13 protein-coding genes are annotated in these 14,640 nt (G+C 63.5%); 5 read left to right on the plus strand and 8 right to left on the minus strand.

What is annotated here, in order from left to right; translation table 11 throughout:
- Positions 1-40: 40 nt before the first annotated feature.
- From H3V53_RS32055 to H3V53_RS32070, 4 genes are all read left to right on the plus strand, one after another.
- The gene (locus H3V53_RS32055; protein WP_336601273.1) at positions 41-1,495 is read left to right on the plus strand and encodes an efflux transporter outer membrane subunit; all 1,455 of its coding nucleotides are present in this window, start codon (positions 41-43) and stop codon (positions 1,493-1,495) included.
- A 62-nt stretch (positions 1,496-1,557) separates the two neighbouring features.
- Positions 1,558-2,742 (plus strand): thiolase family protein, encoded by a 1,185-nt coding sequence (locus H3V53_RS32060; RefSeq protein ID WP_336601274.1) that lies wholly within the window; start codon positions 1,558-1,560, stop codon positions 2,740-2,742.
- 129 nt (positions 2,743-2,871) lie between these two features.
- The gene (gene panE, locus H3V53_RS32065; protein ID WP_336601275.1) at positions 2,872-3,810 is read left to right on the plus strand and encodes a 2-dehydropantoate 2-reductase; all 939 of its coding nucleotides are present in this window, start codon (positions 2,872-2,874) and stop codon (positions 3,808-3,810) included.
- A 68-nt stretch (positions 3,811-3,878) separates the two neighbouring features.
- Positions 3,879-4,190, plus strand: a complete 312-nt coding sequence (locus tag H3V53_RS32070; RefSeq protein ID WP_336601276.1) for a hypothetical protein — start codon at positions 3,879-3,881, stop codon at positions 4,188-4,190.
- Between the two features lie 60 nt (positions 4,191-4,250).
- Here the strand turns inward: H3V53_RS32070 and H3V53_RS32075 are convergent, their stop codons facing one another.
- From H3V53_RS32075 to H3V53_RS32110, 8 genes are all read right to left on the minus strand, one after another.
- A complete protein-coding gene (locus H3V53_RS32075) occupies positions 4,251-5,783 on the minus strand; it encodes an OprD family outer membrane porin (RefSeq protein ID WP_336601277.1) in 1,533 nt (510 codons plus the stop codon).
- 154 nt (positions 5,784-5,937) lie between these two features.
- Complete coding sequence (locus tag H3V53_RS32080) at positions 5,938-6,945, minus strand: ABC transporter ATP-binding protein (protein WP_336601278.1); 1,008 nt, start codon at positions 6,943-6,945, stop codon at positions 5,938-5,940.
- Positions 6,942-7,931 (minus strand): ABC transporter ATP-binding protein, encoded by a 990-nt coding sequence (locus H3V53_RS32085; protein ID WP_336601283.1) that lies wholly within the window; start codon positions 7,929-7,931, stop codon positions 6,942-6,944. Before H3V53_RS32085 ends, H3V53_RS32080 begins: the two co-directional genes overlap by 4 nt.
- A 10-nt stretch (positions 7,932-7,941) precedes the next feature.
- Complete coding sequence (locus H3V53_RS32090) at positions 7,942-8,826, minus strand: ABC transporter permease (protein WP_336601284.1); 885 nt, start codon at positions 8,824-8,826, stop codon at positions 7,942-7,944.
- Between the two features lie 13 nt (positions 8,827-8,839).
- Entirely contained in the window at positions 8,840-9,778 is a 939-nt protein-coding gene (locus H3V53_RS32095; protein WP_336601279.1) for an ABC transporter permease subunit, read from the minus strand.
- A gap of 33 nt (positions 9,779-9,811) precedes the next feature.
- Entirely contained in the window at positions 9,812-11,428 is a 1,617-nt protein-coding gene (locus H3V53_RS32100; RefSeq protein WP_336601280.1) for a peptide ABC transporter substrate-binding protein, read from the minus strand.
- A gap of 209 nt (positions 11,429-11,637) precedes the next feature.
- The gene (locus tag H3V53_RS32105) at positions 11,638-12,207 is read right to left on the minus strand and encodes a cupin domain-containing protein (protein ID WP_054919972.1); all 570 of its coding nucleotides are present in this window, start codon (positions 12,205-12,207) and stop codon (positions 11,638-11,640) included.
- Positions 12,208-12,502: 295 nt separating this feature from the next.
- On the minus strand, positions 12,503-12,700 hold the full coding sequence (locus tag H3V53_RS32110; RefSeq protein WP_336601281.1) for a hypothetical protein: 198 nt from the start codon (positions 12,698-12,700) through the stop codon (positions 12,503-12,505).
- A gap of 246 nt (positions 12,701-12,946) precedes the next feature.
- On the opposite strand from H3V53_RS32110, the gene H3V53_RS32115 reads away from it, so the two are divergent.
- Positions 12,947-14,455 carry a peptide MFS transporter gene (locus H3V53_RS32115; RefSeq protein WP_336601282.1) on the plus strand — a complete coding sequence of 503 codons (1,509 nt, stop codon included), beginning with the start codon at positions 12,947-12,949 and terminating at the stop codon, positions 14,453-14,455.
- Positions 14,456-14,640 lie beyond the last annotated feature (185 nt).

Genomic DNA, 14,640 nt, shown 5'->3' on the forward strand with positions numbered 1-14,640 from the left:
CACGCTGCCATCAACCCATCCGATCACTGGAAGATTCGACATGAAATCTATCGTAGCCAAAGCGCTGGCCGTTGCCGCCGCGATGACGCTCGCGGCCTGCGCGGTGCAGCCCGCGACGCACGCGGACTTGCCGCAGACGGTCAAGACCGTGGCGCCCGACGCGTGGAGCGTCGATGCGCCGAAAGATGCCGTGAGCGCAGACGCATGGTGGTCGCAATTCGGCGATCCGACCATGCATCGTCTCGTCGATCTCGTGCTCGACGACAACCTGGACGTGAAAGCCGCTGTAGAGCGCGTGAAGCAGGCGCAGGACATCACGAAGCAGCAGCGCGCCGCGCTCGCGCCGCAACTCGACGCCGGCGCGACGGCCGTCTACCAGCGGCAGAACACGCCACCGCCGCTCGGTTATGTGAAGCAGGCGGGCGTCGGCTTGACGGCGACGTGGGACCCGGACGTGTTCGGCGGCGAGCGTCTTGCCGTGCTCGCCGCGCAGGCGCAGGTGTCGGGGCGTCAGTCGGCGCTCAATGAGCTGCGGCTCGCGCTGGCCGCGAACACGGCGGGTGCCTATATCGACTTGCGCTGGGCGCAAGCACAATTGCAGATCGTCAACGACAACGAGGAAATTCGCAGCCGCGCGCTGAAGCTTACGCAGCAGCGCCTGAAATACGGCCTGTCGACGCAGCTCGACGTGGCGCGCGCGCAAAACCAGTTGCAGGATCTGCAGGCGCAGATTCCGCAAATCCAGTCGAACATCCAGCACGACAAGAGCCTGATCGCGGTGTACGCGGGACGCACGCCGGAAAGCGTCGACAGCATGTTGCTCGACGAGGCGCGGCCGATTCCCGTGCCCTCGCAAAGCGTGCCACAGACAGTGCCTTCCGAAGCGCTGCTGCGCCGTCCCGACGTGCGAACCGCCTACGCCGCCGTCGAGCAGCGCGCGGCGGAGGTGGGCGTGGCGCGCTCGGACCGCTATCCGAAGTTCCATCTGAGCCTGAGCGACGGCCTGCTCGCGTCGTCGTATCTCGGCATGCCCACGCTCACCGACAACCTGTTCAGCGCCGCGCTGAGCGCAACGAGCCCGATCTTCAACGCGGGCCGCATCACCGCGCACATCGAGCAGAACGAGAGCCGCATGCGCGAATCGCAGCTCGGCTTGCAGCAGGCGATGCTCAACGCGCTGAAGGAGATCGAAGACTCGCGCAGCGATCTCGTCAACGGGGACGCGCAGGTTGCGAAGCTGGCGGGCGCGCTCGATGCATCCGGCAAGGCGCTGCGTCTGTCGAACGAGCTGTACAAGGGCGGCGCGTCGAGCTTCCTCGATGTGCTCGATGCACAGGAGGCGTATCTGCGCGACTCGGAGTCGTTGAATCAGGCGAAGCGCGCGCATGCGCAGGCGGCCGTCGCGTTGTACCGCTCGCTCGGCGGCGGCTGGGACGTGCCCGCCGACAGCGACGTGGCGAAAGCGAAGCCGTCGACAGACGTTGCCGCCAACTGAATCCCGATGAACGCGCCGTGTTCACGCGGCGCGGTAGTGGTCCTTCAACCAGAGGAATAGCGATGAATGCACGCGATATTGTGATTGCCCATCCCGTCCGCACGCCGATCGGCGCGTTCGGCGGATCGTTGAAAGACGTGCCTGCCACGGCGCTCGGCGCGGCTGTCGTGCGGGAGACGCTGCGGCGCGGCGGGCTCGATGCAAAGACGTTGTCGTCGGTGGTGATGGGCAACGTGGTGCAGGCGGGCAACAAGATGAACCCGGCGCGCCAGGCATCGATTGGCGGCGGCGTGCCCGTGTCGGTGCCCGCGTTGACGGTGAACCGCGTGTGCGGCTCGGGCGCGCAGGCGATCGTGTCGGCGGCTCAGGAGATCGCGCTCGGACTCGGCGACGTGGCCGTGGCAGGCGGCATGGAGAACATGGACCGCGCGCCGTATCTGCTCGACAGCGGCCGCTGGGGCAGCCGCATGGGCAACGCGCAGGTGCACGACAGCATGCTGCGCGACGGGCTGGTCGATGCGTTCTCCAACGAGCACTCCGGCTGGCACACGGAAGACCTCGTCAGCAAGGCCGAACTGTCGCGCGCCGCGCAGGACGCATGGGCCGCGCGTTCGCAGCAGCGCTTTGCCGCCGCGCAGGAACGCGGCGTATTCGACGCGGAACTGGTCGCCGTCGAAATCGCGGGCCGCAAGGGCACCGTGCAGTTCGCGCGCGATGAGCAGCCGCGTCCCGAGACGACGGTCGAAACGCTCGCGAAGCTGCGTCCCGCGTTTCGTCCCGACGGCACGATCACGGCGGGCAATGCGCCCGGCCTGAACACGGGCGCGGCGGCGATGATCGTCGCGGCGCGCGATTACGCCGACGCGCGAGGCATCGAGGCGGCCGCTCGTCTCGTCGCGTTCGGCATCGCCGCCGTCGAGCCGGGCATGTTCGGCCTTGGCCCCGTGCCCGCCGTGCAGATCGCGCTCGAACGCGCGGGCTGGAAGCTCGGCGATATCGACCGGGTCGAGATCAACGAAGCGTTCGCCGCCGTGCCGCTCGCCGTCGCGCAAAAGCTCGGGCTCGCGCACGACATCATCAATGTGGAAGGCGGCGCGATCGCGCACGGCCACCCCATCGGCGCGACGGGCGCGGTGCTCACGACGCGCCTGATTCATTCGATGCGCCGCGACGGACTCAGGCGCGGCATCGTGACGTTGTGTATCGGCGGCGGGCAGGGCATTGCGCTCGCGCTCGAAATCGTCTGACGCATTCACCGATGGCTTGACGCTGTTCGCGCGGGGGCATGCGGGCTCGCTGCGCACAGCGTCGTTTTACGACATACTGCACACGCACTTGCATGGCGTTCGTCATGCAAGCAAATGAAAGGAGGAGCGATGCGAATTCTCGTAGTGGGCGCGGGCGCGACGGGCGGATACTTCGGCGGGCGTCTTGCGCAATCGGGCCGTGACGTCACGTTTCTGGTGCGTGAGAAGCGCGCGGAAGAACTGCAACGCTCGGGGCTCGTGGTCAAAAGTCCGCGCGGGGACTTCACATTGCGCGACGTGAAAACGGTGCTCGCGAGTACGATCGCGCAACCGTACGACCTCGTGCTGCTGAGCTGCAAGGCGTACAACCTCGACGACGCCATCGAATCGTTCGCACCTGCTGTCGGCGATACGACGATGATCCTGCCCGTGCTCAACGGCATGCGGCACATCGACGTGCTCAAGCAGCGCTTTGGCGACGCAAAAGTGCTGGGCGGCCAGTGCGTAATCGCCGCGACGCTCAATCGCGACCGCGAGATCGTGCATCTGAACGACATGCATTCAATCGGCTTCGGCGAACTGACGGGCGGCGTGAGCGAGCGCGTGCGCGCGATTGCGTCGACGTTCGAAGGCGCGGGCTTCGACTTCGCCGCCGCCGACAACATTCTTCAGCAGATGTGGGAAAAGTGGGTGTTCCTTGCGACGCTCGCCACCAGCACGTGCCTGCATCGCGCGGCTATCGGCGACATTCTGACCACGCTGGACGGGCGGCGCGTGATCGAGGGCATACTCGGCGAATGCAAGGCGGTGGCGCAGGCGAACGGTCATCCCATCAGCGATGCGGCCAATACGCGCGCGCAGGGCATTCTGTTTGCCGAAGGCTCGCTGTTGACGGCGTCGATGCTGCGCGACATCGAGGGGCAATCGCGGATCGAGGCGGACCACATCGTCGGCGATCTGATCGCGCGCGGTGGCGACGAACAGCAGCAGGGATCGCTGTCGTTGCTGCGCATTGCGTATAGTCATCTGAAAGCCTACGAAGCGAGACTCGCGCGGCAGGCAGCCTGAGTGGCTTGCGACTTGCGGTGCGTGTGTACCGGGTAGAATCGTCGACACTGACTCACGCGAGGTGGACCATGCCCACTCCTCAGGGATCGGTGGCGGCGCTCTGCACGGCTGCCGGGACGATGTTCTCGCTCGGCATCATCTTTCTCGGCTACTGGGGCCTGCAGGAAGCGGGCGGATGGACGTTCGCCGACAAGTTTGTCGCGGGCTTCGCGATTCTCGGCTTTGCGTTTCTCGGGCTCGTGCCGTGGATGGTGACGAGTCCCGTCGACTCGGAATCGAACGACACGTACATACGCAAGGGACGCTGGATGTTTCTGACGGGCGTCGTGCTCGTGTGGATGGCGATTGTGGTGTCGGTGGTGTTCGAGCGCCATCGGTAAGCGACGAGCGCTTGCGAACGTGACCATCCACGCACGCAAGCACCGACACCAGCGTTTCGCTTAGAACACCTTCACCGGCACGTTCACGACAAGGCGATACTCCATGTTGTCGGGATCGGAGTAGTGCGCCGTCGACTTGTGATACATCGCGATGAACGTGATCTTCGTATCCTTGAAGCGGCCGCTTTGCAGCGTGTAGCTCGGGATAAAGCCGATTTCGTGGTGCGTGCCGTGCACGAATTCGCCGTTACGCGTGTAAGGGCCAATCGCATTCGAGGCCGCGCTCGCCGAAGCATCCGCGCCCCAGCCCGTCACCCCCCAGAGCATCGCCTTGAAGCCGGCCAGACCCGCATACTTGCCGTCGAACGTATAGCGCAGCTGGAACGACTTTTCGTGCGGCGCATTGTAGTCGACGTCCATCGAGTTCACGAGATAGATGCCGTTGGTCTCGTTCACGTAATCAAAGAACTGGTCGCCGAGGATCTGCTGATAACCGAGCAGCACCTGGTGTGCGCCATGCTGCGCCGACAGCGACAGACTGTACGCATTGTTGTTGATGTGGCCTTGCAGCGCCGAACCCGTCTGGTGCGTCGAATAGACGTTCGCGAGGCCCGCCCACTTGATGCCGCTCACGTCGCCGATCGACTGCGAGATCGACGCATAGAACTGATTCCACACGTCCTCGGCCTGATCCGCGTACAGCGACACCGTGCCGTTCGGCGAGTAATCCCAACTGCCGCCGAAATACGAAAGCCGCTTGAACGTCGTGCCGCCATACGACGTATTCATGTCGGTGAGATTGGTGTGGCCGCGCGCGTCGACCTTCGTGAAGCTGCCTGCTTCGAGCGTGACGTTGCGAATGTCGCTGCTGACAGCCGACAGGCCGAGGAACGTCGGCGGCAATGCGCGGTTGTCGTGCGGTTCCATGAACGGGTTGTTGTCGACGATCTGCAAGCCGTATTTGACGACCGTTTCGGAGATGCGCCCCTTGATGTCGTACATGCCGGGATACGCCCACGCGAGCTGGTTGGAGCCGCCGCCGCCTTTCTCCACGTGCACCATGTTGCCTGCGCCGGCGCCGCCGTCGAGCTTCAGCGCGGCGAACAGCGATGCATCGAAGCCCAGTCCCACGGGCCCTTTCGTATAGCCGGATTCGAAGTTCGCCTGCATGCCCTGCACCCATGCGTGACGATGCGGACCGCCTTCGTTGTCGAACTGGTCCGCGTAGTTGCGGAACAGCAGGTTCAGATGGCTGTCGGCGACGAGGCCCTTGCTTTTCGCCTGGCTCGACATGTTCTCGGGCGGCGTGACGGCCTGATCGGCTTCGGCGTTGACGAGCGCATTGTCTGTCTGCGGCTGGGGCTGACCTTGCGCGACGGTGGTCGGCGCGGCTTTTGCCTTCGGCTTGGCGGGTTTGGCTTGCGCACCAGGTGCAGCAGGTGCAGCAGGCGCGGTCTGGGCGACGGCGGCGCTGGCAGCGGCGGGCGCGGCGGCGTCATCCGCGAGTGCGGCGGTAGCGATCGTCAACGCGGGCAGGCCGACGGCCAGCAACGCAAGTTTCGATGCTCCTGATGTGGAACGTTGGGTTGTCATTGCAATTCCGTTTTTCTAGTTGATGAAACAGCGGTGCGGCGGTCAGCCGTACCACGCTTTCTCGCCCGTTTCCGCCGTCGCGGAAACGAACGCCTCCCTCGGCGCAGCGGCTGGCCGCGTCGTGGAAATGGGGCTTCGTGGAGCTGGAAGGACGTCAGGTCATCGCGACGCGTATGCAGGCGACTTCGCTATGACCGCGGCCCGTAACCTGTGCAACGGGCCGCTCGTTGGCGCATGCGTCGATCGCTTCGGGGCAGCGCGTGCGAAACGCGCAGCCCGACGGCGGCTTCAACGGCGACGGAATCTCACCGCGCAACAGCACGTGCTCGCGCGCGCGTTCCGCTGCGGGATCGGGCAGCGGCACGGCCGACAACAGCGCGCGCGTGTACGGATGCTGCGGCTCGCGATACACATCGCGCTTGTCGCCGAACTCCATCACGCGGCCCAGATACATCACGAGCACGCGCTGGCTGATCGCCTTCACGACGGCGAGATCGTGCGCGACGAACAGCAGCGACAGCGACAATTCGCGCTGCAGGTCGCGCAGCAGATTGACGATCTGTGCCTGGATCGACACGTCGAGCGCGGACACGGGCTCGTCGCAGATCACGAGTTGCGGTTCGCCGATCAGCGCACGCGCAATGCCGACGCGTTGACATTGGCCGCCCGAAAACTCGTGCGGATAACGGCGCAGATGATGCGCGTTCAAGCCGACGCGTTCGAGCATCGTGCGCACGCGCACGCGCATTTCTTCGCGGCCGAGTTGCGGCTGATGCGTCTTCAAGGGTTCCGCGACGATTTGCTCGATTGTCATGCGCGGATCGAGCGACGCAAGCGGGTCCTGGAAAATCATCTGCACGTCGCGGCGAATCTGCGTGCGGGTTTGTGTGATTTCGCGCGACGTGCCGTTGACGGACTCGCGTCCCTTCCACTGCACGCTGCCCGACGTCACGGGTGCAAGACCGATGATCGCGCGCGCGAGTGTCGACTTGCCGCAGCCGGATTCGCCGACGAGACCCACCGTTTCGCCACGGCGAACATCGAACGACACGCCGTCGACGGCACGCAACGTCGCCTTCTGCGACCACGGATAGCCGCCTTGCGCGACCTTGAAGTGCACGCTGAGGTTGTCGACCTTGAGTAGTGTTTCCTGTGCGCTCATAGCACCTCCGCGACCGCGTGAACGGGACGATGGCACGCGCGCAGCGCATGCAGCTCGCCTTCAATGGGTTCGAGCGACGGACGTGTGGCACGGCACGCGTCTTCCGCGAACGTGCAGCGCGGCGCGAACGCGCAGCCCTGTGTCGCGACGCCGGGCAGCGGCGGATTGCCGGGAATGGTTTGCAGCGGCTGGTCGTCTTCGTCGGTCAGACGCGGCAGCGCGTTCAACAGGCCGATCGTGTACGGGTGCGTGGGCGCGGCGAACAGTTGCCGCGCGCTCGCCTGTTCGACGGTTTGACCCGCGTACATCACCATCACGTCGTCGCACAGACCGGCAACGACGCCCATGTCGTGCGTGATCAGAATGATCGCGGTACCGCGCTCACGGTTCAGCTCGCGCAGCAACTCGATGATCTGCGCCTGCACGGTGACGTCGAGCGCCGTGGTCGGTTCGTCGGCGATCAGGATTTCGGGCTCGGACAGCAGCGTCATCGCGATCATCACGCGCTGACGCATGCCGCCCGAAAACTCGTGCGGATACATGCCGATGCGGCGCGCGGCATCGGGAATACGCACACGTTCGAGCGTTTCGATCGCGCGCTGCTTCGCTTCCCGGCGCGACAGCTTGCGATGCAGTTGCAGCGTCTCCGTCATCTGACGCTCGATCGTCAGGAACGGATTGAGCGACGTCATCGGGTCCTGGAAGATCATACCGATTCGGTCGCCGCGAATGCGGTTCAGCGCGGCATCGTTCATCGTCAGCAGGTTCTTGCCTTCATACAGCGCTTCGCCGCTGACCGTGCCGTTCTTCGCGAGCAGGCCGAGCAGCGCCATCACGGTCTGGCTCTTGCCCGAGCCCGATTCGCCGACGATGCCGAGCGTCTTGCCTTTGTCGAGCGAGAACGACACACGCTGCACGGCATCGACGGGCGCGCCGTCGCGGCGCGAAAAGCGCACGCTGAGGTCTTTGACTTCGAGTAGTGACATCTTTGCCATCTCAACGGTCCTTCGGATCGAGCGCATCGCGCAGACCATCGCCGACGAAGCTTACGCAATACAGCGTCACGCACAGCATCAGCGCAGGGCTCAGCAGCAGCCACGGCGTCGATTCGAGTTTCTGTGCGCCATCCTGGATCAGCACGCCCCAGCTCGTCATCGGTTCCTGCACGCCGAGGCCGAGAAACGACAGCACGGATTCTGTCAGCACGATGCCGGGCACCGTGACGGTCGCGTACACGACGACCACGCCGATCAGGTTCGGCACGATGTGCCGCGCGATGATCGAGCGCGAGCCGACGCCGATCGACTTCGCGGCGTCGATGAACTCACGCGAGCGCAACGACAACGTTTGGCCGCGCACGACGCGCGCCATGTCGAGCCACGAAAACGCACTGATCGTCAGCACGACCAGATAGAACGCGCGGCCGAACAACGTCATCATCAGGATCGCGATCAGCATGTAGGGAATCGCGTACATCATGTCGACGATACGCATCATCACGGCATCCACACGCCCGCCGAGATAACCCGCCGTCGCGCCCCACAAGACGCCGATCAGTCCCGACACCAGCGTGCCGAGCAAACCGACTTCGATCGACACGCGCCCGCCCACCAATGTGCGTACGAGCAGATCGCGGCCGAGTTCGTCCGTGCCGAACCAGTGCATGTTGGCAAGCGTGGGCGCGAGGCTGATCGACGACCAGTCGCTGTCGATCGCGTTGTTCGGCGACAGCAGCGGCCCGACGAAGCACGCGAGCACGATCAGCACGAGCAGCAGCAGCGCAACGAACGCGGCGCGGTTGCGCACGAAGCGGCGCGCGGCCGTCGCGAACGGGCTGCGCGACGGCCGCGCGTCGATCGCAGTCAATGAAACAGGTGGCATTCTCATCGGCGTATCAGTAGCGAATGCGCGGATCGAGCCATGCATACGCAAGGTCGACGAGCAGGTTGAAGAGAACAGCCGTGGCCGTCGTCAGCACGACGAGGCCGAGCACCAGCGTGTAGTCGCGATTGATCGCGCCGTTCACGACGAGCTGCCCGATGCCCGGCAACGCGAACACGGATTCCGTGACGACGGCCGCCGTGATCGACGAGATACACACCGAGCCGAGCAGCGACACGACGGGCATCAGCGCGGGCTTCATCGCATGGCGCAGCACGATGGTGCGTGCGGGCAAGCCCTTTGCGCGCGCCGTGCGGATGAAGTTGCCCGACAGCACTTCGATCATGCTGCCGCGCATCACGCGTGCGATCAACGCGACGTTGATGATCGTGAGCAGCGCAATGGGCAGCACGCGATAACGCCACTCGCCTTCGCCCCAGCCGCCCGCGGGCAGCCAGCCGTGGCCGTCCGCGGTTTTCAGCAGGATCGCGAACACCCACACGAGCAGCGGGCCGAGCACGAACGGCGGCACGACGTTGCCCGCGTTGCCGAGCACCATCACGGCATGATCGATCACGCTGTCGCGGCGCACGGCCGCAATCGTGCCGAGTGCGACGCCGATCACGACGGCAAACGGCACCGACACGCCGCCCACGCCCAGACTCACGGGCAGCGCCTTCAGCACGAGATCGGTGACGGACCAGTCGGCGTAGCGGAACGACAGGCCCAGATCGCCGTGCAGCAGTCCCCACAGATAGTGCAGGTACTGCTTCCATAGCGGCTCGTCGAGGTGATAGCGCGCGTTCAGGTTCGCGAGCGTGGCCGCCGACAACTGCTTTTCGGTGTCGAACGGGCCGCCGGGCGTGAGGTGCAGCAGCAGATAGCATGCGGTGATCACGGCGAGTATCGTCGGGATCGCCCACAGCGTGCGGCGCAACGTGTATGCAAGCATGAGTGCGGTTCCTGCGTTTAGTGCCTGGTGTGCTTAGTGCTTCAGCACGTACATGTCCTGCGAAGCGCGCATGTCGAGATAGTTCGTCGCCGCATAGCCGCCGACGTACGGCTTCACCAGACGCGCCGCCGAGTACTGGAACAGCGGAATCATCGGATAGTCGTTCATCGCGAGATCATGCGCCTGCGTGAGCAGGGCGGTGCGCTGCCTGTCGTCCGTCTGCTGGTTCGCCTGATCGATCAGCGCGTCGACCTTCGGGTTGCAATAGTGCTGGTCGTTCTGCACGCTGCCGCAGCGGATCAGATCGAAGTACGACATCGCATCGTTATAGTCGACGAACCAGCCGTCGCGCGAAGCCTGCACCTTGCCGTCGTGACGCTGCTTGAGCAGCACCTTGTATTCGACGTTTTCGAGCTTTGCGTTGACGCCGAGCTTGGTGCGCCATTCCGACGTGACGAACAACGCGACCTTCTTGTGCAGATCGTTGGTGTTGTACGTGAACGTGAACGTGAGCGGCTTTGCATCGGAATAGCCTGCCTCCTTCAGCAGGTTGCGCGCGTAGTCGACGCGCTTTGCCATCGGCCACGTCGCCCATTCCGGCTTGTACACGGCGGCGCCTTCCGTGCCCTTCGAGATCAGACCGTACATCGGAACTTCGCCGTTCGCGGTGAGCTTCGACGTCAGCAGATCGCGATCGACGACCATCGACAGCGCCTCGCGCACGCGCTTGTCCTTGAACACGGGTTCGTCGTTGTTCAGGCTGTAGTAATACGTCGCGATTTGCAGGCCCGTTTGCAGTTGCGTGCCGAACTGCTTGCCGAGCTGGCTATAGATACCCGACGGAATCGCATACGTGTAGTCGAACTGCCCCGCCTGATACATGCGCATCGCCGTTTCGTCGCTTTCGATGGGCAGATACGTGACCTTCGAAATTGCCACCTTCGGCGCGTTCCAGTAGTTGGCGTTCTTCGAGATCACGAGGCGGTTGTTCGGCTGCCAGTCGTTGAGCGCGAACGCGCCGTTGCCGACGAAGTTCGCCGGACGCGTCCAGTCGGCGCCGAACTTCGTCACGACGGCTTTATCGACGGGCGCCATCGTCGCCATAGCGGCGAGCTGCGGGAAGAACGCAGCGGGTACTTCCGTCTTCACTTCGAGCGTGTACGGATCGACGGCGCGCGCACCGAGGCTCGTCACAGGCGACTTGCCAGCGATGATCGCCTTCGCGTTCTTCACGAACTCGACCAGCACCGTGTATTTCGAACCCGTCTTCGGATCGACGACGCGTTGCCATGCATAGACGAAATCCGCTGCCGTGACGGGCTGGCCGTTGCTCCACTTCGCGTCGTGACGCAGCTTGAAAACCCACGTGTCAGGTGCCGTGCGCGTCCACGATTGCGCGACGCCCGGCACGATCGCGCCCGATGCGTCGATGCGCGTAAGACCTTCGAACAGATCGAGACCGATCGTGTTGCCCGTCCACGATTCGATGTGCGCCGGGTCGAGCGATTCCGTTTCGGCGGGCACCTGGCGCGTCAGTTCCTGACTGGCCGCGAGCGTCGCGCCCGGCGGAATCGTGACGGCGAACGTGTTGTGCTGGAATGCGAGGACGAGCGCGGTCAGCGCCGTCGTGTAGACGAACGTTTTCTTCATGGTTGTATCGCTGAAAAGTCGGGAGAGGAATGCAAGCAGCGCGGACGCCGCTAACGGTTATCCGCGTGAGAGGGACCGGTTGGGTGGCCCTTGTTCGGTGTACGCCATAAGGATTCCTTACAATTATTATTACAGGCACCCTGCTAATCCGATCGGCGCGCTTCCGTGTGATGCGGAAGCGCTTCCAACCAGGGTCGCATGCCTGCCTTCTAAAACAGTCTCGGCGTACCCACCCAGACGACTACCGATTCCTTGCGGCCCGTATTCGCCCAACTGTGCGGCAGCGTCGATTCGTAGTGCGCGCTGTCCCCCGCGCGCAGCACGAACGTCTTGCCTTCCAGCGTCAACGACATTTGCCCTTCGATGACGTAAATAAACTCTTCGCCGGCATGCGTCGTGACTTCGGAACGCTTTTGCCCGGGTGGCATCCTCACAAGGATGGCTTCCAGCTGACGGCCCCCCGACAGATTGGTCATCCGGGCAAACAGATTCGCCGAGTCTGCAAATCCAAAAAACTTTAGTTCGTTCGCGCGACACACCGAGCGTTCTTCGCTTGGTGTGTCGACGAAGTACTGCACCTTCACTCCCAACGCATTCGCAATTCCTGCCAGCGACGTGATGGACGGCGACGCGAGACCGCGCTCGACCTGCGACAAAAACGGCTTCGAAATACCTGCTGCCGTTGCTGTTTCATCGAGCGTGCGCTTCAGCCTTTGCCTCAGCGCGCGGATCTTGCTCCCCAGTGCAAGTGCCGTGTCTTTCTCAAGTGTCGTGACCATAGCAAAACCAAATTAGTCCGTCAAAATTAGTTTGATATAAGCAAATGTTGTTTGATGACGTGCGTGCCGAGTCTTGCGTAGGTTGGCAATTCATCGATGCCGCTTGCGCAGATTCGGTCTTTTCAAGAAAACACTCTATGTTGCCAGATCGCAATGCGCGTCCGTCGCTTTCGCTTTAGACCGACTTTTATGCAATAAGACTAATCTTGAATGTGCGCGCGTTTCTCAGTGAATTCCCCGAGCGACAAGTCATGCGGCGATGCGGACAATCGCAACCTCGCGCGGGTGGACGCATTCATCGAAGTCCATCTGCCTGCAGTGCCGTTTGCAGCGATCCTGCGGCGGTGTTTTTGATCGGTACGTCCCGACCTGACTGCCACCGACGAACGAGGTGAATACGCATGTCGATGTTTTCCGCAGCCTTTCTCCAGTCATCCCGCATATTGAGCAACCGCGTTCCGATGCCGCCGCCGCAGAGGAGCAAACGCGCCATGCTTTATCATTGAGCTTTCCGTCGCGTTGTTTCTGCGTCGACGGAGTCCCGCTGAAGTCCTGGTTGTTCCGTTTTCGACGCGGACCGCACAGTCCGTCGCTCGTATCGCACTGAGCCGTTGCCGGATGCCGCGTTGCGCAGCCGTCACGGCAAGTCATCGACGATCTCCAGCTTTTCCAGCTTCGCCGCGTGGCGCGCGTCGGCTCGACGCGCGCGCGGCTGCTTTTGCATAAATACGAGGAACACATGAATTCACCCGTATCCCGGACCCGGTCGTTCTCGACCGTCTTTCTCATCGAGATGTGGGAGCGTTTCGGCTACTACGGCATGGCGGCGCTGCTCGTGCTGTTCATGATCGACCGGCTCGGTTTCGACGACAGCCACGCGACGCTCACGTGGGGCGCGTTTGCGGCGCTCGTGTACGCGTCGCCGTCGATCGGTGGCTGGATCGGCGACAAGATTCTCGGCGCGCGCCGCTCGATGATTTTCGGCGCGCTCGTGCTCGCAGCCGGCTATCTGATGCTCGCGATGCCCAACGACAGCCTGAACTTCATGTATGCGTCGCTCGGCGTGATCGTGGTGGGTAACGGCCTCTTCAAGTCGAACGCCGCGAATCTCGTGCGCCGCATTTACGAAGGCGACGACACGCGCATCGACAGCGCATTCACGATTTACTACATGGCGGTGAATATCGGCTCGACGGTGTCGATGCTGGCGACGCCGTGGATCAAGGATCACTGGGGCTGGCACACGGCGTTTGCCGTCTGCTGCGCCGGCATGCTGATCGCCGTGTTCAACTACTTCCTGATGTTTCGCACGCTGTCGCACATCGGCTGCGCACCGGATGCCGAGCCCGTGCGCTGGAGGCGCGTGCTGGCCGTCGCGGCGGGCGGTCTCGCGCTGGGCACCGCGACGATGTTCGTGCTGCAGCACAAGGCGATTGCCGTCGCATGCGTGTACACGGCGGGCGTGGCGATTCTCGCGATCTTCGCGTACATGCTGATCAGGTGTGAGCGCTCCGAGCGCTCGGGCCTGATCGCCGCGCTGATCCTGACATTGCAGGTGATCTTGTTCTTCGTGTTCTATCAGCAGATGTCGACGTCGCTGACGCTGTTTGCGTTGCGCAACGTCGATCCGACTTTCTCGCTGTTCGGCACGCATTTGTTTACGTGGAGCGCTGCGCAGTTCCAGGCGTTGAACCCGATCTGGATCATGCTGCTCAGTCCGCTTCTCGCGATGCTGTATACGAAGCTCGCGAAAAACGGCAAGGACGTGCCGGTGGCCGCGAAGTACGCATTCGGATTTGCGGTGGTTGCGGCGGGCTTCTTCGTTTATGCGTGGAGCGGCAGTTTTGCGGTGAACGGGCGCGTGTCGTCGTGGTTCATGGTGGGCGGTTATGGGCTGTATTCGCTTGGCGAGCTGCTGGTGAGCGGCCTCGGTCTCGCGATGATCGCGCGTTACGTGCCGGCTCGCATGAGCGGCTTCATGATGGGCGCGTATTTCGTCGCGACGGGTGTGTCGCAGTATCTGGGGAGTGTCGTCGCGAATCTGGCGAAGATGCCGGCTGGCGATCTCGATCCGCTGACTTCGTTGCCGCTGTATACGAAGCTCTTTACGGAGCTTGGGTGGCTGGCGGCTGTCGGCGCTGTCGTGGCGATTCTGCTGCTGCCGCTGATGGGGCGCCTGTCGCGGGCGCATCAGCGATGCGCGGACGAAGCGCGTAGCGAAGGGGCGTTGGCTTCGTCGGTGCCGTGAAGGTTTGCGTTCGCATTGCGCCTGCGCGGCGCGGGCGTTGTCGGTGTGTGTTGTCCTTTGCGTGGGCATCCGCGATGGCGCCTGCGCGGCGCGGGCGTTGCCCCTGTGCGGGGCGGCACCTACTTTTCTTTGCAGCGGCAAAGAAAAGCAGGCAAAAGAAAGCCGCTCACACCGCCAGCCCGTGC

The organism is Paraburkholderia bengalensis (assembly GCF_037126505.1).
Lineage (GTDB): Bacteria > Pseudomonadota > Gammaproteobacteria > Burkholderiales > Burkholderiaceae > Paraburkholderia > Paraburkholderia bengalensis.